Here is a 26,191-nt window from a genome sequence, read left to right as displayed (position 1 = left end):
GCCCGGAGCCGGACTTCCGGTCCCGTAGATGCCGTACGCCTCGCACGCATCGCGCACCCCGCGCACCCCGCAACCATCTGACGCCTTCCCTGAGAGAGGACTCACCTCCCATGTCCAACGAAGCCAAGAGCTCCACGAACGCCTGGCTCTCGCTCCTGCTCGCCGGAGTCTTCGAGATCGGCTACGCGCTCGCCGTCGGCGGCAGCGAGGGCTTCACCGTTCTGACCTGGTCCCTGGTCGCGGTGGTGTTCTTCCTGCTGACGCTCTACGCACTGAGCCTCGCCCTCCGCACGATCGACGTGAGCATCGGCTACGCCGTCTGGGCGGGGATCGGCGCGGTCGGCGCCGCGGTTCTCGGCCCGCTCTTCTTCGACGAGACCCTCACCCTGGCCAAGGGCATCTGGCTGGCCGTCATCATCGTCGGAGTCATCTGGCTGAAGCTCGCCGACCGTACGAAGCCCGAGGCGGCCACCGCGCCCCGCTCCGAGCAGATCGCGGACCGGCCCACCGCGGTTCAGGTCTGACATTCCCCCCGCCGGTACGCCGCAGGTGCCCGCCGCCCCCTCACGAGGGGGCCGCGGGCACCTGCGGCGTACCGGCCGACAGGACGCCGTCCATCATCTCCGTGTCGGTGCTGCCCACCAGCAGGCACAACAGCCAGGGTGGTCAGGACAGGTCAGATCAGGTCTGACCAGGGCGGTACTGGGCAGGGCAAGGCGGTACTGGGCAGGGCAAGGCTGGGCATGGCGGGGCAGGGCGGGGCGCGCGGGCGGTCCGGCTGTCAGGGCATCATCGCGGCGCCGCGGGCCGGGGCCGCTTCGGCGCGGGTGATCACGGCCGGGACAGCGATGCCCGGGAGCAGCAGGTTCCACATCTGCTGGGTGCGCTCGGGAAGGTCCCTGCGGCCGCTGACGACGTTGGAGTACATCTGCATCCCCGTGCAGGCGGCGATCACGAACTCCGCGACCACGATCGGTTCGATCCCCGGCTGCAACTCGCCGCGCTCCCGCGCCTCGTCGAGACACGTGCTCATGATCCCGCGGAACGTCTCGTACGGGTCGGAGTTCAGGGAGTCGCCGATGGAGGACTGTTCGTTCGTCAGCCTCACGCCGGCCCGGAGCAGCGGGTCGCGCTGCAACTGCCACGACCACACGAGGGTGAGGTCGATGAGCCGCTGCAGTCCGCTGGCGGCGATCAGCGGGACGAGGGTGCCCGGCTGGCTGTTCATCACGGCCTTGGCCAGGTCCTCCTTGGAGCCGAAGTGGAAGTAGAGCGCCCCCGCCGTCACCCCGGCGCGCTTGAGGATGCGCGTGATGCTGGCTCCCGCGTAGCCGTACTCGTCGAAGACCTCCGCCGCTGCGAGCAGGAGTGCTCGACGGGTCTGTTCCGCCCGTTCTTGCTTCAGTGCCATGCCTCTCACCTTCCCAAAAAGAATGCTCCTTATGTTATCGGGGTGGATAGAGGGCGGGGCAAGTCCGTTTCGGTGGGATTGAGTTGCAAAAACAACAAATCGCCCCAAGCGGGTTCCCAGTGGGCCGCCCCTTGACGTGCCAAAAAAAGGAACATTATTTTTTGAGTCGGGCACGCGGGGTTGATCTCGGAACGCCTCTGTGTAGTCGCCCGCTCAAGCAACCGATCTTGGGGGGCCAAGTTGTCTGTTTCCGTTCGGAACCGTGAAGCGAAACCAGTCCAGCGGCGGCAGGTGCACCAGTGGCAGGTGCACAGACTTCGGGGGACCGCGAAGGGAAGACGAACTGGTCCGGGACTTCGCCCACCTGTGGACCCGCAAGGAGGCCATGGTCATGGCCATGGCGGCGGGGCAGGGCATGGCCGCCGTCATGAACCGGCTCGTGTCCCGCCGTCTGTCGTGGTCTTGTCAGGCGGCGCTGCGCAGCGCCTGCACCGCGCGGGCGAGCTGGTCGTCGGCGCTCGCGGTGTTGAGGGCCGAGCTGAGGACGTCGGCGTAGGTGGCGCGGGCGTCCTGGTAGTGCTTGCGGCCCTCGTCGGTGATGACGGCGAAGACGCCGCGCTTGTCGTCGGCGCAGTTGTCCTTGTAGGCGTAGCCGGCGCTGTCCAACCGTCCCACCAGGCGAGTTACGGAGCTCTGGCCCAGGCCGATGTGGTCCGCGAGCTCCTGCATGCGGCATTCGCCGTTCTCGGCCTGGGTGAGGGCCTCCAGGGCGCGGTACTCGGAGAGGCCGACGCCGTAGCGCCGCTGCAGGGTGTGTGCGAGCTGACGCTCCACGAAGGCGTGCAGGCCGAGGACGGCCTCCCACATGGTCTGGTCGGAGGCGGCGCGCGGCTGCTTGTGGATCGTCATGGAACGGCTCCCCTTCTCGACTGCGATGAACCACAAGATACATGCCCATGCAATCATCTGGGGAGTGGTGGTGCTCAGTAAAGGGACCCCGGCCGCTGTATAGTTGTTGGAGCAAGTAAAAGGTCAGTCGTTCATGCCCCCCAGGGTGCTGCATGCGTAGGCGGCCGAGACGAGCGTCATGTGCCGGTGCCAGCCAGGGTAGGAGCGGCCCTCGAAGTCGAGGAGTCCGAAGTCCTCGCCCATGCGGTCGACCGAACTCTGCGCCCCCTGGGGCGAACGGGCCAGCTCCAGCAGTTCGGCCGGATGGCGGTCGGTGATGTTCGTCAGCCAGATCCGGCCCGGACGCCCGCTGCTCGCGTCCCACTCGGCCATCAGCCGCCCCGCCCCGAGGCTGCGCTCGCCGTCCGGACGCAGCCCGCGTACGGGCGTGTCGTACGAGATGACCTGCCGGCCCGCCCCCGCCGAGTGCCGTACACCCCGGCGCAGCAGGAGGCCGCGCGCCGACTCCCTTGCTCCTGGCGGCACTTCGGGCCCGGCGAGCGTGGTCTGGCCCGGGATGGCGAGGACGAAGGCGTGCTCGCCGCCCTGGAGTCGCTGCGCCAGTGGCGCGACGTCGCACAGGGCCGTCAGGTCGGCCACCACCGGCGCCGTCCGCCCGTTCGACCATGACGTCATCTCCTGGACCAGGCGCAGGGCGTGCTCCCACAGCGGCTGGGCCCGCGTCGCCGCGGGGATCTTCGCCCGGTCGCGTACGGCCTCGTCGCGGGTGAACCGGGGAGGCAGGAAGAGGCGCCAGTCGACGGGGACGTGCGTCTGCCCGGCATCCAGGAACAGGCCGAGTCCGAGCTGGCAGTTGACGGTGCGTCCGGACTTCGGCAGGAAGCGCTGATGCACCCCGGCCGAGCAGTTGCCGCGCTTGGGCAGCACCGCAGGCGCCAGTGTCCAGGCCCGCACCGGCAGCGACCGGGCGGCCCAGCGGGCCAGCTCGCCGCGCGCCGGGGTCCATTCCCACGGGCTGGCGTTGACGAACTGGTGCAGCGAGGTCGACGCCGCCTCCGAGCCGGTCACGACGGCCGCCATCCGGCGCACCGTCTTCTTTCCGTCCGTCCGCAGCAGCCCCTGGAGGTACACCCGACCCCATCGCTGCTGGTCGGATCGGTGTAAGTGGCCGAACAGGAGCCGGGACAGATCGCCCGGCGGCCGGCCCGTCGCCATGTCGGGCGTCTCGTGCGTCGTCGTCACTGCAGGTCCCTCCCAGGTGAGCGTCGTTGAGCAGACTAACAAACATAGAGAATGTTCGTTATATTTCTAACCCAGGGAACGACTACTTGCCGAGGTCCAAGGAGAAGGCGCATGCAGGAACGCGCGGTCAGGACGCGCCAGGCCGTGTTGGAAGCGGCCGCCGACGAGTTCGCCGAGCGCGGTTACGAGGGCGCCTCCCTCCAGCGGATGGGCCGGCGGGCCGCGACCTCGATCGGCGCTCTGACCTTTCACTTCGGGAACAAGACCGCTCTGGCCGAGGAGGTGCGCACGGCGGGGCGCGCCCGCTTCGAGCGCTGTCTGGCAGACCTCGTGGCCGCCCCCGACCTCTTACGTGAACTGCGCACCCTGATCGGTGCGTTGGCGCGGCTGGCCCACGAGGACACCTTCGTGCGCGCCACCCGCCGCCTGGAGGCCGACGGCCCCGGGGACGTGGCGCCGTTGACCGAGGTCTGGCTCCCCGTGCTCCGCGGCCTGCTCGACCGGGCCCACGACGCGCGACATCTGCGTCCCGGAGTGTCCCCGGAGGACGCGATGGCCCTGCTGGCGCATCTGGCGGAGGGTGCGATGGCTGCACACGGCGCGCCCCGGGACTCGGCGTGGGACTCGGCGTGGGACTCGGTCTGGAACGTCGTCCTGCACGGCCTCGCCGCCGACCGGGCCGGTCAGGCGGGGAGGACGGACCTGCCGGACGTGCCGACGCCGCGGGCTTGATGACGGGCGTTCCGGCCCGTACTCCGGCCTGACGGTTGGTTCCGGCCCGTACTCCGGTCCGTACTCCGGCCCGTACTCCGGCCCGTGTTCCGGCCGGTCTCAGGCGGTCGTCCGCAGTGATCTCGCCACCGCGTCCGCTACCTCGTCCAGGACCTGCGCGCCGGGGCCCGCCGTCAGCCGGCTGCGGACCAGGGCGGCGCCGGCTCCGGCCCCCGGCCAGGCCTGGTAGACGATTCCGCCGGGACCCTGGTGGCCGAAGGCGCCGGAGCGGACGTCCGGGTGGAGGCCCTCGTCGAGGAGCTGGAGGCCGCCCTCGCCGTACGCGCTGATCCCGCCGAGCAGCGGGTCCAGGCCCTCGACCCAGAAGCTCCGCGCCTGGTCCAGCGTGCGGCGCGACAACAGCAGCGGTTCCTCGCCCGGGGCCCGTGCGGCGTCCGCCGCCAGGATGCCCTGGAGCCGGGCGAGGCCACGGGCCGACGCGTGCGCCCCCAACGAGGGGATGACCGCGTACCGCCGTCGGCTCTCACTCCACACCCCGGCGTCCGCGGGGAACGGCGCCGGGTTGTTCCACACCCGCCCGGAGAGGCCCGCCCCGCTGTCGCCCGCCCCGCTGTCGCCCGCCGCGCCGCGTCCCGTCCCCCCGCCCCTTCCGCCCTCGGGTGCCGGGAAGCGGGCGCGGAAGCCGGCGTCGTACGAGATCCGGGCGGCGTACGGCAGCTGGTCGGGCACGAGGCCGAAATGGATGTCGAGACCGAGCGGCCCCGCGATCTCCTCAAGGAAGAACAGGTCGAGCTCGCGGCCGTCGACCCGGCGGATCACCTCGGCGGCGATCCACCCGGCGGTCCACGGCCCGTGCAGCACACCGCCCGCCCGCGGGTCCTCCTCGGGGCTGCGCAGTTCGAGCAGCGCGGCCATCATCTGCGGGTTCTCGACATCGCGCTGGTCGAGGTCCGCCGCCATGCCCGGGAGCCGGGCGGTGAACGTCAGCACGTCCCGCAGCGTCACCGCGCCCTTGCCGCGCATCGCGAACTCCGGCCAGTAGTCGGCGACGGGCCGGTCCAGTGCGAGTGCGCCCATATCGGCGAGCAGCAGGACCGCCGTGGCCAGGATCCCGTGGGAGCCCGTCAGCACGGGTACGAGGGTGTCGCCGGTCCACGGAGTCCCGGTGGCCGGGTCGGCGGTCCCGTGCCACAGGTCGACGACCGTTTCACCGTCCCGTACGACCGTCAGCGCGGCCCCCTGGGAACCGGCCGGACCCGCGTCCCGGCAGGCACGTTCGAAGGAATGGCGCACGGAGGCGAATCCGGGCGCCGTGGTTCCGAGGACGCCGGCCGTCGTCGGACGGGGTCTGGGGCGCGGGAGGGCCTGCCGTACCAGTGAGGTCGTCATGTCAAGAACTCCAGGAGTGGTGGGGAGCCAGGGACGGGGGTGGGCGGTGCGTGGGCCGGGCTGGGCTCACACCTCGGGGGCGCCCGACGGGTAGGGCAGGAACTCCAGGTCGGTCAGGTCCTGTTCGGTCAGGCGGATCCGGTCGCCGCCGAGGTTCTCCGCGAGGTGGTACGGCACCGTCGTGCCTGGCAGCGCCACCACGTGCTCGCCGAGCCGGAGCAGCCACGCCAGGGCGACCTGCGCGGAGGTGGCCTCATGCCGGGCGGCCACCTGGGCGACCGCCTGCGTGACGGCGTAGTTGTGGCGGATGGCGCGCGGGGCGAAGCGGGGCTGGGTGCGCCGCCAGTCGTCCGGGGCCAGGTCGTCGGAGCGTGACAGCGCGCCGGTCAGCAGACCGCGGCCGAGCGGGGCGCCGGCCAGCAGCGCGATCCGGCGCTCCACCGCGTACGGCACGACGTCGTCGAGACCGCGGCGGGTGAAGAGCGACACCTCGGCGGCCAACGCCGCCGCCTCGTGCACGGCTTCGGCTGCGCGGGCCTCCTGGACGGTGACGACGGGCAGCCCCAGCATGCGGATCTTCCCCGCCCAGACCTGTTCGGCCAGTGCACCCCAGCTCTCCTCCAGCGGCACGCCGGGATCGACGCGGCGCAGCAGATAGAGGTCGATGTGGTCCACGTGCAGCCGGCGCAGGCTCTCGTCGACAGCGGACCGCAGCGCCTGCGGACCGCCATCGGGTCGCAGCGCACCGTCGGCGTCGCCGAGCAGGCCGCCGCCGGTGCACAGCACCACCTCGTCCCGGCGCCCGCGGATGGCCTCACCGATGAGCCGCTCGTTGTCCCCGGCCGCGTAGGCGCCGGCCGTCTCGACGAGGTTGACCCCGAGGTCCACCGCCTCCTGGACCAGCGATACGGCCTTGCTCCTGTCCCTGAGGGACGGGGCATAGCGGTACGAGAGTCCCATCGCGCCCAGTCCCAGCCGTCCGACGACCGGCCCGTCCCTGCCCAGTGTTGTGGTTCGCATCCTGCGAGAACTCCCTTCTCCACAGAGGAAAGCGACCACCTCATAGCAACAGCCCGCGGTGTCGAAGCACAGCATCCCGTTGCTACTTGCCGACCTCTGGACTACTTCGGGATGTCCACCGGGCCCGGAGCCGGTCCCTCGCTCCGGGCGTCAGGGAGCCGAAGCCGCCGCGTCCGGGGCGCCGGGGCCCGACGCCGTGATCCGCGCGATCGCCTCGACCGTCAGGGCGCGCTCGTGGGGCTCGGTCTCCAGGGCGCGGTGGATCGACAGGCCCTCGATGAGCGCGTCGAGCTGACGGGCGGTGGCCGGATCGAAGTGCCATTCCAGGGCGCGCCGACTGCGGCCCATCCAGGTGCGCGTGAGTTCGCGGTAGGCGGGCCGGCGTGCGGCGAGGGTGTAGAGCTCGTGGGTGAGGATCAGCTCGCGCTGGTTGCCGCCGGAGAGGTGGTGGACGAGATCGGCGACGGCCCCGCGCGCCTCGTCGGGGGTGCTCGCGGCGCCGAGGCGTTCCTCGAAGACGGCGACGATCGTGCCGGAGAAACGCGTGAACGCCTCGTGCAGCAGCTCGTCCATGCCGGAGAAGTGGTACGTCATCGAGCCCAGCGGAACGCCCGCGCGGGCGGCGACCTTACGGTGCGAGACACCCGCGACGCCCTCGTCGACGATGAGGTCCAGCACGGCGTCGATGATGCGGTCCCGCCGGTCGGGGTCGGTGCGCCCTGTCGCCACGCGGGGCCTCCTCGGTGGGCTCGGTCCTCCTCGCAGCATAGAGCGCGGGGGAGGGGCGGCCGTGCGGTCGACGGGGTGCCGGGCTGCCGGGTCGCGGGGTCGCCGGGGCGCGGGTCCCCGGTGGGAATGTACGATCGTACACTTCCGGCGTACGCTCGTACACCGGAAGTGAAGTGCTCCCCACCTGTCTGCCGAGGCCCGCTCCCATGAAGAACCCGCCGGTCATGGACGCCACCACCCGCCGCTGGCGCGCGGCGCTCTTCCTCTTCATGCTCGCCACCGGGGTGAGCATGGCGTCCTGGGTCGCCCGCACCCCGGCGGTCCGGGACGCGCTGGACGTGACGACGGGATCGATGGGTCTCGTGCTGTTCGGGCTCTCCGTCGGGTCGATGGCCGGGGTGCTGGCCTCCGGCGGGCTGGTGCGCCGACACGGCGGGCGGCTGGTGATCGCCGTCGGGGCGGGGCTGCTCGTGGCCGGGCTGCTGGTGATCGCCGGGGGCGCGGCGCTGGAGGTGTCGGCCGGGGTGTTCTGCGGACTCGCGCTGTTCGGCGCCGGGTTGGGCCTGGCGGAGGTGGCGTTCAACATCGAGGGCGCGGCCGTCGAACGGACTCTGGGCCGCCCGGTCCTGCCGGTGCTGCACGGCTGCTTCAGCCTGGGGACCGTGGTCGGCGCGCTGGTCGGGATGGGGCTGACGGCGGTCCGGTTCCCGGTCGGCTGGCACCTGGCGGCGATAGCCGTCGCCGTCGCGGCCGCCGGGGCGTGGACCGTACGGGCGGTGCCTGCGGCCACGGGGCAGGAGGGGCCGGAGACCGGTGACGGGGAGGCCGGTGACGGGGGACGGTCCGGAGGCGTGCGCGCGCAGGTGGTGGTCTGGCGGGACCGGCGGCTGGTGCTGATCGGCCTGATCGTGCTGGCCATGGCCTTCGCGGAGGGCTCCGCCAACGACTGGCTGCCGCTGCTGATGGTGGACGGCCACGGGACGAGTGCGACGGCCGGTTCGCTGACGTACATGCTGTTCGCCGTCGCGATGACGACGGGCCGGTTCACGGGCGGGCCCCTGCTGGTGCGCTACGGCCCGGCGGCCGTGGTCCGGGCCAGCGCCCTGGTGGCGGCGGTCGGCGTGGCGCTGGTGGTCTTCTCCGACAACGCGCTGCTCGCCGGGACGGCCGTGGTGCTGTGGGGCCTCGGCGCGTCGCTGGGGTTCCCGGTCACGATCTCGGCGGCCGGCGAGGGCGTGCGGAACGCTTCGGCCCGGGTCGCGGCGGTCTCGACGGCGGGCTACGCGGCGTTCCTGGTCGGCCCGCCCTCGCTGGGCTTCCTGGCCGACCATGTGGGGCTGCGGAACGCGATGGTGGTGGTGCTCGTGCTGCTGGGCGGCGCGGCGCTGATCACCCGGGCGTTGCGAACGCCGTCCTCGGGGGCGGGCGTGGAGCCGCCCGGTGCGCCGGCTCCGGGAGCCCGTCAGTCCGACTTGGTGTAGGTCAGGCTCTCGCCCGTCCCGGCCGTGGACCGGCGCAGGTCCCCGTCCGGGAGCAGGGTCAGCTCTGTGGGCTTCCCGGGCGTGCAGGAGGAGGCCGGGCGGCCGGAGGTCACCGTGGAGGGTCCGATGCGGACCGGGCCGTCCTCGGCGGGCCGGTCGGCGAGGGGGCGGTGAACTCGCAGCGGTACGTGGATCCGGAGGCGAGGGGCCCCTCGGCGGTGAGGACGAGGACCGGGTCGCCCACTTTCCCCTGCCGGATGGTCAACGTCCGTGAGGAAGTGCCCTGTTCGCCGAGTATGGAGCCGGCCCAGGTCCCCAGGAAGTCCTCCGGGACGGCGCCTTCCTGGCCTCCCTGCTGTCCGCCGTCGGTTTCGGCGGAGCCCGAGGGGCCGGGAGACGCGGTCGTCCCCGGGGCGGTGCCGTTCATGAACGCGTACACCGATCCGCCCGCCCCGATCGCCACGACCACGGCGACGGCGACCAGCGCGGCGGTGGCCCCTGCGGAGCGGCGCTCCGGGGCGGGCGGGGGAGCGGTGGGCGCGAAGTAGGACGGGGGGAAGGAATGTTCGGCGGTACGGCCGGGGGCCGGCTGCGGGGCCGGCTGCGGGGCGGCGGGGGTGCCGTACGGCGAGTGGTGCGGAGCGTACGGGTGGGGCCCGGGCGGTATCGGGGCGACGGGCGGCCGTGCGGGGCTACCGGCCGTCTCCGGGCTCGCCGGGGCGGCGTGGGGGTGCTGGGGGTGCTGGGGGGTGTGGGGGCGCTGCGGATGCTGGGCGCGCTGGGCGTCCAGGGTGCCTGGAGGGCCGTGCGGAGCCTGCCGGCCGCGTGGGTCAGCCGGCTCCTCTGACTCCTCCGGGCCCTCCGGCTCCTCCGGGTTCTCCGGCTCCGCCGGGTCCTCCGCGTCGAGCAACTCCACGGCATGGCGGCCGAGCTGGGCGATCAGGGTGGCGGGCAGCCAGGGTTCGTCCGTCTCCGTCTCCGTCTCCGCCTGCGCCTGCGTCTGCGTCTGCGCCAGCGCCTGCGCCTCGCCGAGACGGGCCAGGATCTCGCCGGTGCCGGGGCGGGCCGCCGGTTCCTTCGCCAGGCAGTCCCGGACGACGCCGGCCAGGTCCTCGGGAACCCCGGTCAGGTCCGGGTCCTCCTGGGCTATCCGGAACATCAGGGCATGGACCCCGCCGCTCTCCGTCGTACCGAACGGCAGCCGGCCCGAAGCGGCGTACGCGAGGACGGACCCGAGGCAGAACACGTCGCACGCGGTGGTCACGCGCTCGCCGCGCACCTGCTCGGGGGCCATGAAGCCGGGGGAGCCGACCAGGGCCCCGGTCCGGGTCAGATCACCGTCGGGCACGGCCTCCAGGGCGCGGGCGATCCCGAAGTCGATGACCCGGGGGCCGTCGATGGTCATCAGGACGTTGGAGGGCTTCAGGTCCCGGTGGATGAGCCCGGCCCCATGGATGTGCTGGAGCGCGTGGGCGAGCCCGGAACCGAGGAACCGTACGGAACGCAACGGCAGCGGCCCGTACGCCCCCGAGTCCGTGACCGGGGCGCCGGGGCGGCCCGAGAGGATGCGCTGGAGGGAGGGCCCGGCGACGTAACCGGTGGCGACCCAGGGGACGGGGGCCTCGGTGTCGGAGTCCAGCACCGGCGCCGTCCAGGCCCCGCCGACGCGGTGCGCGGCACGGACCTCCTGGCGGAAGCGGGCCCGGAATTCGGGCTGCTCGGCGAGCTCGCGGCGGACGAGCTTGAGGGCGACGGTGCGGCCGCGGTCGGAGCGGGCGAGGAAGACCTGGCCCATGCCGCCCTCGCCCAGGCGGCCGAGGAGGCGGTACGCACCGATGCGGTGCGGGTCGTCGGACCCGAGCTTGTCCATGGTGCGCTTCCTCCCCCGTGCGGCCCGCACGAGGATAACGCCGCCCCCGCACTCTTCAGCCGGCCCGGCGTTTGAGGACGGACCCGTGGCCCCGGGACGGGTCCGTCCCGCACTCTCCAGCCGGTCCGGCGTTTGAGGACGGAACCCTTGATCGGACAGGGGCGACGCACGCGACAACGCCGGTACTCCGGAGGAACCAACCCGGCAGGCCCGAGGCCCGACATCGGCACGGTTATGTCCTCAATCGCCGGACGGGCTGGGGGTGGCCCGGTCCGTAGTGGACAAGGTGTCCAGGGCCTCCGACAGGCGTTCCAGCACGCCCACCGTCTCCACCAGATCCTCCATCCCCAGCTCCCCCGCGAGCCTCGCGGCGAACTCCGCGTGCGGCGGGCCGATCCGGGAGACCGCCTCCCGCCCCGCCTCCGTCGCCCGCAACAGCTTCGCGCGGCGGTGGGCCGGGTTCTCCGCGTACTCCGCGAGCCCCCGCCCGACCAGCAGGTCCGCGATCCGCTGCACGCTCTGCCGGGTGATCCCCATCGTCCGGGCGATCCCCGCCACCGGCAACGACTCCCGCGTCACCGCCCCCAGCACCTGCCACCACGCCGCCGTGAGACCACCCGGCCGCGCCAACTCGTCGGCCACCGACAGGAACTGCCCGTTCAGCCGGAACACCGTCACCGCCGCCCGGCTCAGCAACTCCTGCTCGGACGGGACGCGCCCCGCACCCTCACTCACCCTGCAACACCTCATACGCGCTCGCGTCCGAGTCGTGGAAGAGCCGGTACCACGCGTCCAGCTTCTCCGGCCCGTACACCCCGAGCAGCGCGAAGACCTCCCGCGCGAACGCCACCGGCTCCGTCGGCCCGGCCGTGATCAGCCCGCCGTCCGTGACCGCGTCCGCCTCCACGTACCGCGAGCCGCCCGCGTACCCCGTCGCCGCGAGGTAGAAGGAGACCGCACTCGTGTGCGCGCGGCCGTCCAGCAGCCCCTCCCGGGCCAGCCCGGCCGTCGCCCCGCAGATCGCCGCGACCGGGACCCCCGCGTCCAGGAAGCCCCGGGCCGCCCGCGCGAACGGGGCGAGAGTGTCCCCCGCGTCCCACCCGGACGCACCGGTCAGGATCAGCAACGAGCTGTCCTGCGGGTGCAGTTCGTCCAACGCCAGCTCGGGCTGGATCCGCAGGCCGCCCATGGTCGTCACCGGCTCCCGGGTCAGCCCCACGGTCCGCACGGTGTAGCCGTTCTGCGCGAGATGGGCCGTCGTGTGGCCGGTCTCCCAGTCGGCGAAGGTGTCGTAGACGGCGAGATGTGCGGTTCTGTCGCTGCTGCTGGTCATGATGACCTCCTCGGCTAGATGACAGAAGACTGTCATGACGACAGTATGCTGTCAATGGGTGAGGAGGGGGACCCCACAGCCCCCGGACCCGACACCCTGCCGACCCATCCGCCCCAGGCCGTACAAGGTGGCCATGGAGGCGGCCCCCACCAGCGCCTACGCTCGCCGCATGACCCCTCATGCCCCTCATGCCCCGTCCGCCGACCCCGCGGCCGGTGCGGCCGTGAAGGCCGCGGACCGCGCGCACGTGTTCCACTCCTGGTCCGCCCAGGGCCTCATCGACCCGCTCGCCGTCGCCGGCGCCGAGGGGTCCTACTTCTGGGACTACGACGGCAACCGCTACCTGGACTTCACCAGCGGGCTCGTCTACACCAACATCGGCTACCAGCACCCCACCGTGATCGCCGCGATCCAGGAGCAGGCGGGCAAGCTCGCCACCTTCGCGCCCGCGTTCGCGATCGAGGCGCGCTCCGAGGCCGCACGCCTCATCGCCGAGCGCACCCCGGGCGACCTGGACAAGATCTTCTTCACCAACGGTGGGGCCGAGGCCGTCGAGAACGCCATCCGCATGGCCCGGCTGCACACCGGCCGCACGAAGGTGCTCTCCGCCTACCGCTCGTACCACGGGGCCACCTCCACCGCGATCAACCTCACCGGGGACCCGCGCCGCTGGCCCTCCGACAACGGCTCGGCGGGCGTCGTCCGCTTCTGGGCCCCGTTCCTCTACCGCTCCCCGTTCCACGCGGCGAACGAGGCCGAGGAGTGCGCCCGCGCCCTCCAGCACCTGGAGGACACCCTCGCCTTCGAGGGTCCGGCCACCATCGCCGCGATCATCCTGGAGACCATCCCGGGCACGGCGGGCATCATGACCCCGCCGCCGGGCTATCTGGCGGGCGTCCGCGAGATCTGCGACCGGTACGGGATCGTCTTCGTGCTCGACGAGGTGATGGCCGGATTCGGCCGCACCGGCGCCTGGTTCGCCGCCGACCACTTCGACGTCGTGCCGGACCTGCTGACCTTCGCCAAGGGCGTCAACTCCGGTTACGTACCGCTGGGCGGCGTCGCCATCAACGCCGAGATCGCCGCCACCTTCGAGACCCGCCCCTACCCCGGCGGCCTCACCTACTCCGGACACCCGCTGGCCTGCGCCGCCGCCGTCGCCACCATCGGAGTGATGGAGGACGAGAAGGTCGTCGAGCACGCGGCCCGGATCGGCGAGCGGGTCCTCGGCCCCGGCCTGCGCGAACTCGCCGAACGCCACCCCTCGGTGGGAGAGGTGCGCGGCCTCGGCGCGTTCTGGGCGCTGGAGCTGGTCCGCGACCGGGAGACCCGCGAGCCGCTCGTCCCGTACAACGCCTCGGGCGAGGCCAACGCCCCCATGGCGGCCTTCGGCGCGGCGGCGAAGAAGCAGGGACTGTGGCCGTTCATCAACATGAACCGGACCCATGCCGTCCCCGCCTGCAACGTCTCCGAGGCCGAGGCCAAGGAAGGGCTGGCGGCCCTGGACGTCGCTCTCTCCGTCGCCGACACGTACACGGTGCAGGGCGCGTAACCCGCGCCCCCGGCCCGCACGCCGGGTAACCGGACTGCTCGGCTCCGTACGCGATCGACCCTGTGCGCACCGCCGCCGTGCCCGGAATCGGGCACGGCGGCGGCTCTGGCTTAAGGTGACCCGAACCAGAAATGACCCCCGCCGGAAACGCCCGAGGCCGGAAACGGCCGACGCCGGAACGGTCGGTGTACGGGGGCAGGGGACGGGCAGGGGCAGACGGACGGATGGGGGCCGGCATGAGTCCGAGCGGAGGTGTGACGCGCAACACCCTGCGCCAGCAGATCGCCGACGCGCTGCGTGACGAGGTGCTGGCAGGGCGTCTCCCGCCGGGTCGGGAGTTCACCGTCAAGCAGATCGCCGAGCAGTACGGGGTCTCCGCGACACCCGTCCGTGAGGCGCTCTTCGATCTCTCCGCACAGGGGCTTCTCGTCTCCGACCAGCACCGCGGCTTCCAGGTGCGCGAATTCACCGTCGCCGACTTCCGCGCGATGGCCGAGGCCCGCGCCCTCGTCGTCGAGGGCCTCTTCCGCAACCCCGCCGAGCGGGTCGCGGTCCGGCCCGAGGGGCTCGCCTCGATCCGCCGCCGGGCGGCGGAGGCGGTCCGCGCGGCGAAGGGCGGCGACCTCGACGTGCTGATCGGGTACGACCTGCGGTTCTGGCGGGAGCTGGGGCAGTTCGTCCTCAACCCGTACGTCACCGACTTCCTCACCCGGCTCCGCGTCCAGGCCTGGGTGTTCGCCGTGCACCGACTGCGCCGCGACGGCATGGACGAGGACGTCCTGTGGTTCGGACACGAGGACCTGGTCGAGGCCATCGCCCGGGGCGACCACGAGCAGGTCCACGCCGCCATGCACTCCTACTACGCGCACTCGCTCGCCTGGGCGGACCGGCTGGAGGCGCGGGCGGCCGGGGGAGACGCCCCCGGACCGCCGGGCCCTCCGGGGGCCGAGGAGTCCGGGGAGCACGGGGGGCGGCCCGGGGAGTCCGGGGAGTCCGGGGAGCCCGGAGCCCCTGGCGAGCCCGAGGTCTCCGGGGCGTTCGAGGCCTCCGGGGAGACTCCGAAGACCCCGGGGCACTGTGCGTGAGGTTCGCCCCGCATTACGCTGTTCCGACGATCGCCCGAACCCGTTGGAGAGCGAGACTTCGTGGCCTGTGACCTGTGGCTGGTCCCCCTCGTCGATGTGCTGTGCCACAGCGCCGACAATCCGTTCGCCGAAGAGATCGCCGTCTACGACAAGGCGCTGAACGACGCCGGGCTGCCGCCCGTCCCCGTCTACGCCTACATGCCGGGCCTCAACGGGGAAGTCGCCCCCGTGGCCGGCTTCGACTACGACGCCCTGCACTTCCTGCGCCGCGCCTACCTGCTCCAGTTGAGCGGCCTGGCCGTCACACCCGTCGCGGGTCTCGACGGCGACTACGAGCAGCTCCTCGAAATGTTCGAGCAGGCCGCGCAGCAGTCGCATCTGGTGTGGCACTACGACCACGCCGGGGCGTACGTCCCGGTGGACTTCCCGGCCCCCCTCTCCGACGACGCGCTCCTGGCGGGCGGCGGACCGCTGGGCTCCGCGCACGGGCTGCTGCGCGAGCTGGAGTTCGTCGCCCCGTCCATCGGCATCGACCCGGCCAACCCGCCGGCCGCCCCGCAACCGCCCTCCGGCCCCACGGCCCTGGAGGAACCGGCGGACCCGATCCCCTACGACGACAGCCCGTTCGCCCGGGAACGCCACGTCTGGCTCGGCCTCCACGCGGCGGCGACCCGCAGCCTGGCCCAGGGCTCAATGATCATCTTCAGCTAGCACAACGCCGGAGCCCATCTGCTTCCCATCGCGGACCGGGACGCCAAAATCAAGCCCGTCCGCTTCCCATCGCGGACCGGGACGCCAAAATCAAGCCCGTCCGGCGATTGAGGACCGGGGGCCCGGGGGCAGCGCCCCCGGACTCCTCACCTCGCCCCGGCCCCCTCACCGCGGCGGCGACTCCGGCGGCCGCTGCCGCGGCATGTTCGGCCGCGCCGCCACCGACGGCATCGAGAACCGCCCCGGCGCCGCCGACTCGCCGCGCCCCCCGGCGCTCCCCGTCGCCAGGGCCTGCATGCCCATCGGCGCGGGCCCCGCCCGGAACTCCACCATCCAGTCCGCCGTCTCCGACCGCACCAGCTCGGTGACGTCCTCGGAGAACCTCCGCAGCACCCCCAGGCACCGGTCGGCCGCCTCGCTGGCCGTGCCCTCGGTCGGCCCGAGCATCTCCCGTACGCACTCCGACGCCCAGTCGAACTGGAGCACCTGGAGCCGCCGCTGCACGGCCTGGGCCGTGGCGAGGTCTCTTATCCACCCGGAGGTGAGGCCGAAGTACCGGTCGCAGGCCATGCACGCGGCCCCCAGCAGCAGGGACAGATAGCCCCAGCCCGCCGAGCCGCTCAGGGTGCCGGTCAGGTCGAGCAGCGGCAGGGCGGCCCCGGCGACCACCCCGGTGGCGGCGCCCATCCGCAGGGCCCTGGCGGCCCGGCGCTTCCAGACCCGGTCGTTGAGATACCAGTCGGCGGTGTCCAGCGCCCCGGTCTCGACCCAGCGGTAGAGCTCGTCGAGCCGCTCGGCCGGCTCGCCCCAGTCGCCGAGGGGGAACGGGCGCCCGGTCAGATCGCGCCCGGCGGGGCGTTCCCTGCCCGGATCGGAAGCGGAATGCTCAACTCCGTTTTCACCGGATCCCGCATCGGACTCCTTGCGGGGCGGCCCCTCGGGCTGCATCTCCGGCTGACTCACCGGGGCACTCCTCTGCACTCTGAACGGACGGGACGGACGCGTAGGGCTTCCCGGAACCGGACCCGTCCGGCCCGGAGAGGGCGGGGCGGGCCGCGCGACCGACGACCCCTGCCGGGTAACTCTGCGTCACCGCACATGCACGCTCGTGTGTCGATGCGCATGCCCTTCCTACCGCCGAATGGTGGGCCATGGGGTCGGAATCGCGGGATTCCCGCCTGCGTACGGCCGCTGGTCAGGTATAGGAGCACTCGCGCCGCTTCCTGAATCTCACCCGAAAGAGTTGGTCCCTGGCGGGTGGAGCGCGGTGACCGGGGAGCACGTAGGCTCGGCTTACCGAAACATTCGTCGTCGAAATGCCAGGAGTGACCGTGATTCCCGGTGGTGGTCAGCCCAATATGCAGCAGTTGCTCCAGCAGGCCCAGAAGATGCAGCAGGATCTCGCGGCGGCCCAGGAGGAACTGGCCAGGACCGAGGTCGACGGACAGGCGGGCGGCGGTCTCGTGAAGGCCACCGTGACCGGCTCCGGCGAGCTCCGCGCCCTGGTGATCGACCCCAAGGCGGTGGACCCGGAGGACACCGAGACGCTCGCCGACCTCGTCGTCGCGGCCGTCCAGGCGGCCAACGAGAACGCGCAGGCGCTCCAGCAGGAGAAGCTCGGCCCGCTGGCCCAGGGCCTGGGCGGCGGGGGCGGCATCCCCGGCCTGCCGTTCTGACCGGCCCGGGCCGACCGCTCTGACCGCCCTGACCGTTCTGACCGGACCGGACGGAGCCGGGTCCGCGAGGCCTACTGGTACCGACCCGTACCCACTACGGTACGGAGCAGAAAGCAAAGAAAGGCGTTCCGTTGTACGAAGGCGTTGTTCAGGACCTCATCGACGAACTGGGCAGGCTGCCCGGCGTCGGTCCCAAGAGCGCGCAGCGGATCGCCTTCCACATCCTCCAGGCCGAGCCCACGGACGTACGACGGCTCGCGCACTCCCTCCTGGAGGTCAAGGACAAGGTCCGGTTCTGTGAGGTGTGCGGCAATGTCGCGCAGCAGGAGCAGTGCGGGATCTGCCGGGACGCGCGCCGCGACCGGAGCGTCATCTGTGTGGTCGAGGAGCCCAAGGACGTCGTGGCGATCGAGCGGACGCGTGAGTTCCGGGGCCGCTACCACGTCCTGGGCGGGGCGATCAGCCCCATCGAGGGCGTGGGCCCGGACGACCTGCGCATCCGCGAGCTGCTGGCGCGGCTCGCGGACGGCTCCATCACGGAGCTGATCCTCGCGACCGACCCCAATCTGGAGGGCGAGGCCACCGCGACGTACCTGGCGCGGATGGTCAAGCCGATGGGCCTCAGAGTGACCCGGCTGGCCAGCGGCCTGCCGGTCGGCGGCGACCTGGAGTACGCCGACGAGGTCACCCTGGGCCGTGCCTTCGAGGGGAGGCGGTTGCTGGATGTCTGACACCACCGCCGTACGCCCCCGTCACGTACCGCAGTCCACTCCGCTGCCCGCTTCGTTTTCGTCCCCTTCGCTGCCCCTTTCGCTGTCCCCTTCGTCATCCCCTTCGTCGTCCGCTTCACCGTCTGTGACCGCGCCCACGGGAGGTCCCCTCGATGTCTGACGCCACGCTGAACTCCGTCACGCAGGACCCGGGCGACTTCGCCGTCCAGATCGCGGACCAGATCAAGACGTTCATCGTCGCGGTCACCGAGGTGTCCAAGGTCGACGAGCCGGAAGAGGCCGTCCCGGTCCTGCTCCTCCAGGTCTCGCAGCTCCTGCTCGCGGGCGGCCGCCTCGGCGCGTACGAGGACGTCCTGCCCGACGAGAGGTACGAACCGGACCTCGGCCCCGAGCCGGACGCGGACGGCCTGCGCGAGCGGTTCGCGGTGCTGCTGGAGCCGATCGACGTCTACTCCGAGGTCTTCGACCCGTACGAGCCCCGCAAGGCCCCGGTCCCGCACCGGATCTCCGACGACCTGGCCGACCTGGTCACCGACCTCGGCCACGGCCTCGCGCACTACGACGCCGAGCGCACCGCCGAGGCGCTGTGGTGGTGGCAGTTCTCGTACTTCTCCAACTGGGGCTCCACCGCCTCCGCCACCCTCCGCGCCCTCCAGTCCCTGGTCGCCCACATCCGCCTCGGCCAGCCCCTGGAGGAGCTGGACGGCCTGGACACCGACCAGGACCCGGGCGAGGAGGACCTCGCCGAGGAGGCGGGCCGCGTGATGCTGGAGGAGATCGCGGGACCGCTGGGCCTGCGCCCGGTGAAGTAGCCGGAACATGCAGGACCGGATTCTCGTTCACTCGTTTGAGCAGAGAATATAAGGAAACGCTTCTACCCAGTTGCGGCGTACGCTGAGGTACGAAGCATGAACTGGGAGATCAACCTTCACTCATCGGTGGAGCTGTGGCTGCTCAGGCTGGCGGAGGAGGATCCCGTGACGGCTGACCTTGTCGAAGCGGCGGTCGACACGCTGGCTGACAGCGGGCCCACGTTGGGCCGACCGCTTGTGGACCGGCTCCAGGGGTGCCGTATCCACAACCTCAAGGAGCTGAGGCCGGCCAGCTCCGGCAGGAGTGAGGTCCGCATCCTGTTCGTCTTCGATCCGGGGCGGCGGGCCATCCTCTTGGTGGCCGGAGACAAAGCGGGCCGGTGGAGCGACTGGTATCGCGAGTCGATCCCGGTGGCCGAACGCCGATACGACGAATATCGGGCCGTGTCCGGTGTGCCCGAGAACCCTGGAGGTGCCCGATGAGCGAGCACAGCAGCTGGACCGAGGTGAAACAGCGGATGCGCGGGGCCGCCCCGGAGGTGACCGACGCCGAACGGGAAGGCCGCAGGCAGGCGGCGCGTACCGCAACCGAGGCGTACGTGCTGGGGCACCATCTGCGGGTGATCCGCGAGGAGCAGGGCCTGACCCAGGCGCAGGTGGCCAAGTCTGTCGGCATTTCGCAGGCGCGGGTTTCCCAGATCGAACGGGGCGAGATCCACAACCTGGAGAGCATGCGTACCTACGCGGCTGCGCTTGGTGCCAGGATCAAGGTTTCCATCGAGTACGGGGATCGAACGGTCGGGGCGGCCTGACGGGCGGTCTTCGCCGAACGCCCAACGAGCCTTCAGGCCCCGCCGGTTGGGCGGGGCCTCCGCCACTTGACCTCAACCGTGCCTGAGGGCCGAGGCTCCTGGTGAACGGCCGACGCAACGGCCGCGCCCTGCAAGGAGATTCCTCATGAGCGCCAACCAGGCCCCCGCCACCACGCCCACCGTCATCGGAGTGCCCGCCCCGCAGGAGGACGTGGACGCCATCGTCGCGTTCGTCGCCGGCGTGCAGCACGCCCAGCAGAACGCGCTGCCCGACGCCTTCCTCGACGGCTTCCGCGAGGACGCCATCTGGACCACGGCCCACGGCAAGCGGCTGACCGGCCTGCCGGAGATCAGCGCCTTCACCCGCAAGGTGCTGCCCCCGCAGGCGGACTCCCCGGTGACCGCCACGTACAGGGTCGACTTGATCCTCTTCGTCCGCCCCGACATCGCCGCCGTGAAGATCCGCCAGCGCCCGGCCACCCGGGACGGAGGCCGGTTCCTGGACGAGGTATTCCACGGCCAGGAGGACCCCTCCGAGCTGATGGCCGCCCACCCGGAGGCGGTCCCCGGCACCCCGACGTACGTACTCGCCAAGGACGACGGGGTCTGGCGTATCGCCGCCGCGCAGAACACCCAGATCTTCGACGTGGAGACGCTGACGGCGGGCTGAACCGGCCGGGGGTCGAACCGGCAGGTCCGCCCGAGGCTCAAGCCCCGAGTCGCGAGCACCCGTCGGGTGCCTGTTCGTGCTTCTACGACACACGGTCTTCGGATCGCTCCAGAGTCGGGACGACCTTCCCGGTGGCGTCTCGCTGCCGGGATTTCGTGTTCTCCGGGTGGAGTTGGACCTTGCGTAAGGCGCGGCTGCACGACCGGAGTCCAGGGGGCCCGTTCCACGTATCAACTGGGCGGCGCGAGTCCGGGAGGCAGGTGCCCCGCTGGCCATCAGGCCGTACCGGCTGCATTTCACCGCGCGTCTGTTCCCCTGGACCGGCTCGGCTGTGGCGCCCATCGGTCTGGCGTTCGCGGTCCTGGAGATCGGCGGCGGGCCGGGTGCGCTGGGTGTGGTTCTCGCGGCGAGTGCCGTGCCGCAGATCTTGTCACCGTGGCCATGGCAGCACACGCCTACCTGGCAACGGTCCGTCGGCCCGTCAGGCACCGACTCGAAATCGCCCTCGCCGAAGCGAGTGACTGACACACTTGTGGGCGGGAGCATGAACCACGCGGTGGGCCGGCCTGACAACGCCCGGCGTGGGATGGGGTGCGCCGATGAGACCACGAGCAGGCGCCCGGCGGGTCCGGGGCACCGTCCCCGGACCGGGCGGCGGGCATCGCCCGGGGAACTGTTCTGTGCCGGGGCCGCCGAATCCGCCTGGCACCGGCGTGACATGTCATCGACAGCGCGGAGGTGCGGACTTTGACAGGCATGAAGGCACATCCCTCGGCGGAGGGGCCCGCGGAGGGGCTCGATGAGCTGCTGCACCGGGTGCGGCGGCACGCCTCGCGGACATCCGGACTTGGATTGCGGGACCTGCTGGACTGGCTCGGTCGGCGGATTGGTGCGAGCGTCGCGCTGATCGACCCCACGGGCGCGGTCGAGGTGGCGAGTGCCGGTTTTCCCCATGAGATCCTGCCCTCGCTCGGGGCGGTGCTCTCTCGGCTCTCCGGCGGGCAGTTGGCGGCCGCCGCCACAGTGGCCGGGACGCTGCACATACGCCTGGAGATCCTCGCCGCCCCCGGCCCCCGCCCCGTACTCGTCGTCGCGGGCCCCGCCGCGCTCAGCCGCGAAGCCGCGCTCCTCGCCTCCCACACGGGCGGTCTCATCGCCCTCCTGCAGCGAGTGCAGCAAGCCGACGCGGCCTTCTCCCGTTACCGGAGCAAAGCGGCACAGTTACGGCTGGCCGTCTTCATGGCGCTGCTGTCGGGAGACCTGACCCTGGCCCGCCGTATGACCGTCGGCGCCGTGCCCGCCCTTCTCAATGCCGACGCCCTCCGGGTCCACCTGCTGCGCTGCGCCCCGGACGACCGTGACCGCCTCGTCGAAGAACACCTGGACCCCGCCGGATACCACGGCCTCGGACTCATGATCCGCTGCCCCGTCTACGAGGACCACGTGATCTGCCTGATCGCAGCGGACCCCACCGGGAACAGCGCCGCCGGGAAAGGCGGCTCCCGCACGGAGGGGGGCTCCCGTCCGGGTGCGTGCGGCACGGCGGGCGGTCAGGCTCCTCCTGGTCTCCCGGAAGCGCTGCGCCGCCTCGTCGGCGCGCGTCGGCACTACGCCCTGGGCATCAGCGAACCCCATCCGCTCACCGCCACCGCCGAGGCGTACGACCAGGCCCGCCACGCCCTCGCCATCGCGCGCGGCGCCCCCGACCGGATCGCGGACTACGAAGGCCAGGAGCCCCTGGCCCGTCTCCTGCCGGCCGGCGAAGCGCAGCAGTGGGCCACCGGCTTTCTCCGAGCCATGGGTTCCGCCCCCCGTATCACCGTCGACATCACCCGCCTCGCCCTCACCTTCCCCCAGAGCGGAGTGGCCCAACTGCTCGGCATCAGCCGCAACACCGTCGCCGCTCATCTCAAACACGCCGAGAAGACCCTCGGGCTCGACCTCCGGGACACCCGTACACGAGCCGCGCTCTCCCTCGCCATGGCGATCACCGGATTGCCGCGCGTCCGCGAAGCCCCCGCCGCCACCGCGCCCACCCTCGACGACCTGCTCCGCACACCTGCTGCCGCCGCCTGGGCCGAATCATTGCTCGCCCCACTGCGCTCCCCCGAACGGAAAAGCCTCCGCACCACCCTGCTCGCCTGGATCGAGGCAGACACCGACGCACGGCGAGCCGCCCAACTGCTCGGCATCAGCCGCAACACCGTCAGAACCCGACTGCGCAGTGCCGAGCGGGCTCTCGCACGCGATGTGCTGATCACCGGCTCCGGCGTCCATGAGCTCGTCCACGCCTTCCACACCACCGGCGAACTCACCCGGCCCAGCTGACGGCACCCCACCGGCTCGAAGAGGACCGCTGACCGGCGTCGACAGGCTGCGTTCGCCGGCGCGGGTCCCGCCAGCCCGGCCGGCCCGCCAGTGAGCCGCCCGGGTGCGGGGGCGGGCAGGCATCATCGCCTGGCGCCCACCGAGCTCAGCCGGTGGGCGTAGAGCACCCGATGGCAGAGGCTGCCGCATTCCTTGGTTTTGGGCCCATGTTCGGAAATGGACCACAGCCGGCCCGAACCCCGCTCGACATAGAGGTCCTCAAGCCCTGTGGCGGACTCAATGGGCTGGCCGGTCAGGGTCAGTGCGCTCTTGTCCCAGGCGGCCCGGTGGAGATGGCCGTTGCGGTTCTTCCCCCTGCTCACGTTCACATAGAGCTTGCCGTTGTGTGCGGCCGCTCCCTGCGCACCTCCGTCGGGCAGCGGCAGATAGTTGGCCCAGCCCTGGGCGGCCACCGCACCGGACCGCTGCTCCAGCGCGGCGACCGGGTAGGAGGCGATCCGGCCGGTGGACGGGTAGTGGGTGGAGGGGTGACCCCCGACCTGCGGTCGGCAGTACTCGCCCATGAGGAGCCGGTCGGGCACGGTCGTGCGGTCGAGGGAGAGATAGGAGGCCTTCGGCGCGCCTGAGGACACACAGGCGAAGGAGGGGGATCTGGGGTTGGACTGGGTGGCCTTGAACTTCCAGGCGGCCACCTGCGGCATGACGTACCGGTAGCCGAAGCTGTACCAGACGTTTTTGTGGCGGCCGACCTTCGTCTTCGTCTGGACGTCGGCGGTGGTCCTCACACCGTCCGTGCAGGTGCCCAGGGCCGCCCCGATTCCTGTCGCATTCGGGTTCGATGCGGGTGGGCCGTCGGCAGCGCGGCGGAAAACCTGAGGGGGAGAGTGGGTGTCATGGCCGGGCCGCTTTCGTAACACCCCGGCTCCCGTGTCCGGCTGAGCGGTCCGAGCGGCCGTCATGAGGGCGTCGGACAACTGGTGCGTCGGCGGCTCACGTCCGGCGCGGCAGCCGGGGTTCCCGCCGTCCGGCTGCGCACTGTGCACACCCACGGCGCGGACCTGCGCACGATGCACCCTGTCCGGCACATGTCCCTGCTTTTAACGTGGTGCCACGAACTCGGTGATGTCAGCGTCTCCCCGCCCATGGCACAGGGAGCCGGCACGCCAAGAGCCAAGGACAGATCACATGAAGCGCAAGCTCACACTCCTCGGCATTCGGAATACCGACTACCTCGCGCGAGGTGATGGTGCGAATTAGTCGGACTGGCAGTCAGGAGAGGTCAGCTGTAGCGCTTTTACCGAGCAAGGAGGAGACATCATGAGGTTGAAGCACATGGTCCGGTCGACCGCAGGTCTGGCCGTCGCTTTGGGCACAGTGCTGGCTCTGGGTACGGCCCCGGCCTACGCAGCGGACAAAGACCTGACCCTCAGGGGTCGCGGCACCGCGCACTTCAAGGACAACGGCGACAGGTTCACTGTATGTGACACCAACTCGGACGGCCACGGCGTTCAGATGTCCCTGTACCGCGCCTCTGACCGCAGGATCATGTGGACGATCACCGACGGAGGTGACGCGGGCTGCGACGGTAAGACGTACAACATCGTGGGTTCCACGAAGTACTTCATGAACCTCTGTTGGAGCGTTCCCGGTGCCGCATGCGCAAAGTCCTCCGAGTTCAGTGAGAGCTAATCGACTCGCAGCTGTTCAACGGCTGAACGATTCCCATCTCCGGTAATCAATCGGGGACCGGAAAAGTGAAGTGCTACCGGAGTGCTGAGGCGCGCCAGAGTCCTACCGTTTCGGCTGGTGGGACTCTGGCATGGGTGCTGGTTCCCCCACCCACTCCAGGGCTTCGGCGCGGTGATGCTCTTCGTTCCGACTCCCCGGAGAACTCCGATGCGAGGCGGTCGGCCGGCACGTCAGCAAGTGCTGGCTGTCCAACTGCATGTGCGTGGGCCGGAGATGAGGTGCTCAGTCGACCAGCGCCGTCGGTAAGCAGGAGGCTGCGGCCCCGTTTCAGGTCAACGTGATGCTCGGAGGGCACCTGTCGGCTGTGGTCTCAGCGACCGCGCCGACCAGGACCACCCGGCGCGGGCCCGCCGGGCCGCGCGAGAGCCCCACCGTGCGGGCACGGTGGGGCTGTCTGCTCGGGTGGCTCAGGCGGTGCCGAAGTCCCCGGCCCGGACGCCCGTGACGAACGCGGTGAACGCGGTGGCGGGAATGGTCAGGGCCGGGCCGCTGACGTTCTTGGAGTCGCGGACGGGGACGATGCCGTGCGGGGTGGCGAGGTTGGTGGCGACCTCGACGCACTGGCCGCCGTTGCCACTGTAGGAGGACGTGAACCAGCGAGGGGTTTTGGCTGTCACGGGTGCCCTTCCGACGTTACGGGTGCTGCAAGTCTCCAGTCTTGATACCCGCGACGAAGGCCGTGAATGCGCCGGCCGGAACGCTCAGGCTTGGGCCGCTCGTGTTCTTGGAGTCGCGGACGGGGACGATGCCGTGCGGGGTGGCGAGGTTGGTGGCGACCTCGACGCACGCGCCGCCGTTGCCGCTGTACGAGGACGTGAACCAACGAGGGGTTTCGGTCGTCACAGGATGCCCTTTCGTAACTTTCTGATCATGGCTACGGAAGCCGCTTGCGACAGCGCCTCTGCCTGTAGTTGATGGTAGGCCGTCAACAGGGGGAGGACGAGTGTGTTGTTGCGTTCCAGGTACACGTGCTGGGCGGACTCGGCGTACGACATGAGCGAGCGGTCGGGCATGGTCAGGATGTAGAGCGGCAGGCTGAACGGTCGGCGTTCCCCCATCTGGAACGGGGCGACCTGAAGCACGGTGTTCGGCTGCTCGGCGAAGGCCAGCAGCCGGTCGAACTGAGCTGCCATGACGGCCGGGCCACCCATCGGCCGGAGAAGGCATCCCTCGTCCAGGACCGCGAACAACAAGGGGGTCGGGGAGCGCACGAGCGCGGCCTGTCGTTGTGCCACCAACGCAACACGCTCATCGGCCTGTTCCTGAGTGATCGCTTCCCGGCGTACGGCGTCGGCCTCCAGCGTGGCCGCGTGCTCCGGTGTCTGGAGCAACCCCGGGATGACTCCGACCTCGTACAGCCGGATCTCCGCCGCGCGCTCCTCGTGCTTCACGTACGCCGGGAATCCCTCCAACAGTGCCGTGTACCTGACGGCCCGGCTCTGACGCTGTAGGCGGTCGCCTGTGCCGAGCGCCCTGTCAGCCTTTGCCGCAAAGGCGTCAGTTGGAGACCGTCTGCCAGTTTCCACGGCGGAAATATGCGCCCCCGAGCACCTCATGAGGGCGCCGAGCTCGTCCTGCGTCAAGCCGCGCTCGTCCCGCAAGCTGCGGAGAAGTGCTCCGAACGCGGCGTTCGCCGACCGCTCGGGATCCAGTTCCTTCCGGTTCACCATGCGACACCTAACTTGCCTGGCAGTTTGCGTAAGTTGAAGACATCTCGACCGTAGGTCACGCTGAATCGCCCCGGTAGTCAATTGGCTACAGAGAGGAGCGATAGGTGTATGGCGAGAACGTTTGCCCGAATGCGCAGGAGCCTCCCGATCTCCCGGCCCTCGGAACGCTTGTGGTGGACACTGCCCGGGGTGACCGGGTGGGGGAGTTCCGTGGGGTGGCCGGCCCTTACTGGTCGTTGCGGCCGGTGGGTGGTGGGGCGGAGTGGGAGGCGGAGCCGC

General features: G+C 71.3%; 27 protein-coding genes and 1 pseudogene. 14 read left to right on the top strand and 14 right to left on the bottom strand.

Annotation, left to right across the window (positions count from 1 at the left end; translation table 11 throughout):
• Positions 1-110: 110 nt before the first annotated feature.
• Positions 111-524 (top strand): DMT family transporter, encoded by a 414-nt coding sequence (locus D581_RS0135020; RefSeq protein ID WP_018961778.1) that lies wholly within the window; start codon positions 111-113, stop codon positions 522-524.
• A 257-nt stretch (positions 525-781) separates the two neighbouring features.
• On the opposite strand, the gene D581_RS0135010 is transcribed toward D581_RS0135020, so the two are convergent.
• The 3 genes from D581_RS0135010 to D581_RS0135000 all read right to left on the bottom strand — a co-directional run bounded on the left by D581_RS0135010 (position 782) and on the right by D581_RS0135000 (position 3,562).
• A complete protein-coding gene (locus tag D581_RS0135010) occupies positions 782-1,411 on the bottom strand; it encodes a ScbR family autoregulator-binding transcription factor (protein WP_018961776.1) in 630 nt (209 codons plus the stop codon).
• A gap of 465 nt (positions 1,412-1,876) precedes the next feature.
• On the bottom strand, positions 1,877-2,320 hold the full coding sequence (locus D581_RS0135005) for a MarR family winged helix-turn-helix transcriptional regulator (protein WP_007452970.1): 444 nt from the start codon (positions 2,318-2,320) through the stop codon (positions 1,877-1,879).
• A gap of 123 nt (positions 2,321-2,443) precedes the next feature.
• The gene (locus tag D581_RS0135000) at positions 2,444-3,562 is read right to left on the bottom strand and encodes an IS701 family transposase (RefSeq protein ID WP_018961775.1); all 1,119 of its coding nucleotides are present in this window, start codon (positions 3,560-3,562) and stop codon (positions 2,444-2,446) included.
• A gap of 111 nt (positions 3,563-3,673) precedes the next feature.
• On the opposite strand from D581_RS0135000, the gene D581_RS0134995 reads away from it, so the two are divergent.
• A complete protein-coding gene (locus D581_RS0134995) occupies positions 3,674-4,294 on the top strand; it encodes a TetR family transcriptional regulator (protein WP_018961774.1) in 621 nt (206 codons plus the stop codon).
• 99 nt (positions 4,295-4,393) lie between these two features.
• Here the strand turns inward: D581_RS0134995 and D581_RS0134990 are convergent, their stop codons facing one another.
• The 3 genes from D581_RS0134990 to D581_RS0134980 all read right to left on the bottom strand — a co-directional run bounded on the left by D581_RS0134990 (position 4,394) and on the right by D581_RS0134980 (position 7,432).
• Positions 4,394-5,683: a serine hydrolase domain-containing protein gene (locus tag D581_RS0134990; protein ID WP_018961773.1), complete on the bottom strand. Its 1,290-nt coding sequence runs from the start codon at positions 5,681-5,683 to the stop codon at positions 4,394-4,396.
• A gap of 66 nt (positions 5,684-5,749) precedes the next feature.
• On the bottom strand, positions 5,750-6,703 hold the full coding sequence (locus D581_RS0134985) for an aldo/keto reductase (RefSeq protein WP_018961772.1): 954 nt from the start codon (positions 6,701-6,703) through the stop codon (positions 5,750-5,752).
• Between the two features lie 150 nt (positions 6,704-6,853).
• Positions 6,854-7,432, bottom strand: a complete 579-nt coding sequence (locus tag D581_RS0134980; protein WP_018961771.1) for a TetR/AcrR family transcriptional regulator — start codon at positions 7,430-7,432, stop codon at positions 6,854-6,856.
• Positions 7,433-7,638: 206 nt separating this feature from the next.
• Between D581_RS0134980 and D581_RS0134975 the strand changes: the two genes are divergently transcribed.
• Entirely contained in the window at positions 7,639-8,913 is a 1,275-nt protein-coding gene (locus D581_RS0134975; RefSeq protein ID WP_018961770.1) for an MFS transporter, read from the top strand.
• On the opposite strand, the pseudogene D581_RS1000000138785 reads toward D581_RS0134975, so the two are convergent.
• From D581_RS1000000138785 to D581_RS0134960, 3 genes and pseudogenes are all read right to left on the bottom strand, one after another.
• A pseudogene (locus tag D581_RS1000000138785) lies at positions 8,895-10,783 on the bottom strand (serine/threonine-protein kinase). The gene D581_RS0134975 and the pseudogene D581_RS1000000138785 overlap by 19 nt on opposite strands.
• Positions 10,784-11,023: 240 nt before the next feature.
• The gene (locus D581_RS0134965; protein WP_051114690.1) at positions 11,024-11,533 is read right to left on the bottom strand and encodes a MarR family transcriptional regulator; all 510 of its coding nucleotides are present in this window, start codon (positions 11,531-11,533) and stop codon (positions 11,024-11,026) included.
• Positions 11,511-12,116 (bottom strand): DJ-1/PfpI family protein, encoded by a 606-nt coding sequence (locus D581_RS0134960; protein ID WP_018961768.1) that lies wholly within the window; start codon positions 12,114-12,116, stop codon positions 11,511-11,513. Before D581_RS0134960 ends, D581_RS0134965 begins: the two co-directional genes overlap by 23 nt.
• Positions 12,117-12,285: 169 nt before the next feature.
• Here D581_RS0134960 and D581_RS0134955 point away from each other — a divergent pair, with 169 nt between their 5' ends.
• From D581_RS0134955 to D581_RS0134945, 3 genes are all read left to right on the top strand, one after another.
• Positions 12,286-13,668, top strand: coding sequence for an aspartate aminotransferase family protein (locus D581_RS0134955; RefSeq protein ID WP_026291182.1), 1,383 nt, complete (start codon positions 12,286-12,288; stop codon positions 13,666-13,668).
• Between the two features lie 236 nt (positions 13,669-13,904).
• The gene (locus tag D581_RS01000000138185) at positions 13,905-14,753 is read left to right on the top strand and encodes a GntR family transcriptional regulator (RefSeq protein WP_078626008.1); all 849 of its coding nucleotides are present in this window, start codon (positions 13,905-13,907) and stop codon (positions 14,751-14,753) included.
• A gap of 60 nt (positions 14,754-14,813) precedes the next feature.
• Positions 14,814-15,464: a hypothetical protein gene (locus tag D581_RS0134945; protein WP_018961765.1), complete on the top strand. Its 651-nt coding sequence runs from the start codon at positions 14,814-14,816 to the stop codon at positions 15,462-15,464.
• Positions 15,465-15,629: 165 nt separating this feature from the next.
• Here D581_RS0134945 and D581_RS0134940 read toward each other — a convergent pair whose 3' ends face one another.
• Entirely contained in the window at positions 15,630-16,427 is a 798-nt protein-coding gene (locus D581_RS0134940) for an SLATT domain-containing protein (RefSeq protein WP_018961764.1), read from the bottom strand.
• Positions 16,428-16,795: 368 nt separating this feature from the next.
• Between D581_RS0134940 and D581_RS0134935 the strand changes: the two genes are divergently transcribed.
• From D581_RS0134935 to D581_RS0134905, 7 genes are all read left to right on the top strand, one after another.
• The gene (locus tag D581_RS0134935) at positions 16,796-17,140 is read left to right on the top strand and encodes a YbaB/EbfC family nucleoid-associated protein (RefSeq protein ID WP_003967515.1); all 345 of its coding nucleotides are present in this window, start codon (positions 16,796-16,798) and stop codon (positions 17,138-17,140) included.
• A 131-nt stretch (positions 17,141-17,271) separates the two neighbouring features.
• Entirely contained in the window at positions 17,272-17,871 is a 600-nt protein-coding gene (gene recR, locus D581_RS0134930; RefSeq protein WP_018961762.1) for a recombination mediator RecR, read from the top strand.
• A gap of 152 nt (positions 17,872-18,023) precedes the next feature.
• A complete protein-coding gene (locus D581_RS0134925; protein WP_018961761.1) occupies positions 18,024-18,683 on the top strand; it encodes a DUF5063 domain-containing protein in 660 nt (219 codons plus the stop codon).
• A gap of 96 nt (positions 18,684-18,779) precedes the next feature.
• On the top strand, positions 18,780-19,166 hold the full coding sequence (locus D581_RS0134920) for a type II toxin-antitoxin system RelE/ParE family toxin (RefSeq protein WP_018961760.1): 387 nt from the start codon (positions 18,780-18,782) through the stop codon (positions 19,164-19,166).
• A complete protein-coding gene (locus D581_RS0134915) occupies positions 19,163-19,495 on the top strand; it encodes a helix-turn-helix domain-containing protein (protein ID WP_018961759.1) in 333 nt (110 codons plus the stop codon). Before D581_RS0134920 ends, D581_RS0134915 begins: the two co-directional genes overlap by 4 nt.
• A 145-nt stretch (positions 19,496-19,640) precedes the next feature.
• On the top strand, positions 19,641-20,165 hold the full coding sequence (locus D581_RS0134910; protein ID WP_018961758.1) for an SgcJ/EcaC family oxidoreductase: 525 nt from the start codon (positions 19,641-19,643) through the stop codon (positions 20,163-20,165).
• 756 nt (positions 20,166-20,921) lie between these two features.
• A complete protein-coding gene (locus D581_RS0134905; RefSeq protein WP_018961757.1) occupies positions 20,922-22,493 on the top strand; it encodes a helix-turn-helix domain-containing protein in 1,572 nt (523 codons plus the stop codon).
• A 122-nt stretch (positions 22,494-22,615) separates the two neighbouring features.
• Here the strand turns inward: D581_RS0134905 and D581_RS01000000138180 are convergent, their stop codons facing one another.
• Entirely contained in the window at positions 22,616-23,278 is a 663-nt protein-coding gene (locus D581_RS01000000138180; protein ID WP_018961756.1) for a hypothetical protein, read from the bottom strand.
• 532 nt (positions 23,279-23,810) lie between these two features.
• On the opposite strand from D581_RS01000000138180, the gene D581_RS1000000139085 reads away from it, so the two are divergent.
• Positions 23,811-24,182, top strand: a complete 372-nt coding sequence (locus D581_RS1000000139085) for a hypothetical protein (protein ID WP_018961755.1) — start codon at positions 23,811-23,813, stop codon at positions 24,180-24,182.
• 467 nt (positions 24,183-24,649) lie between these two features.
• On the opposite strand, the gene D581_RS0134890 is transcribed toward D581_RS1000000139085, so the two are convergent.
• From D581_RS0134890 to D581_RS0134880, 3 genes are read right to left on the bottom strand one after another with little or no spacing between them, the layout of a single operon-like run.
• Positions 24,650-24,859, bottom strand: a complete 210-nt coding sequence (locus D581_RS0134890; RefSeq protein WP_018961754.1) for a DUF397 domain-containing protein — start codon at positions 24,857-24,859, stop codon at positions 24,650-24,652.
• Positions 24,860-24,875: 16 nt separating this feature from the next.
• Entirely contained in the window at positions 24,876-25,085 is a 210-nt protein-coding gene (locus D581_RS0134885; protein ID WP_018961753.1) for a DUF397 domain-containing protein, read from the bottom strand.
• Entirely contained in the window at positions 25,082-25,912 is an 831-nt protein-coding gene (locus D581_RS0134880) for a Scr1 family TA system antitoxin-like transcriptional regulator (RefSeq protein ID WP_018961752.1), read from the bottom strand. The genes D581_RS0134885 and D581_RS0134880 overlap by 4 nt, the downstream gene beginning before the upstream one ends.
• Positions 25,913-26,191: the final 279 nt, after the last annotated feature.

The sequence above is a fragment of the Streptomyces sp. CNB091 genome (assembly GCF_000377965.1).
This window is presented reverse-complemented; position numbering and strand designations above follow the sequence as displayed.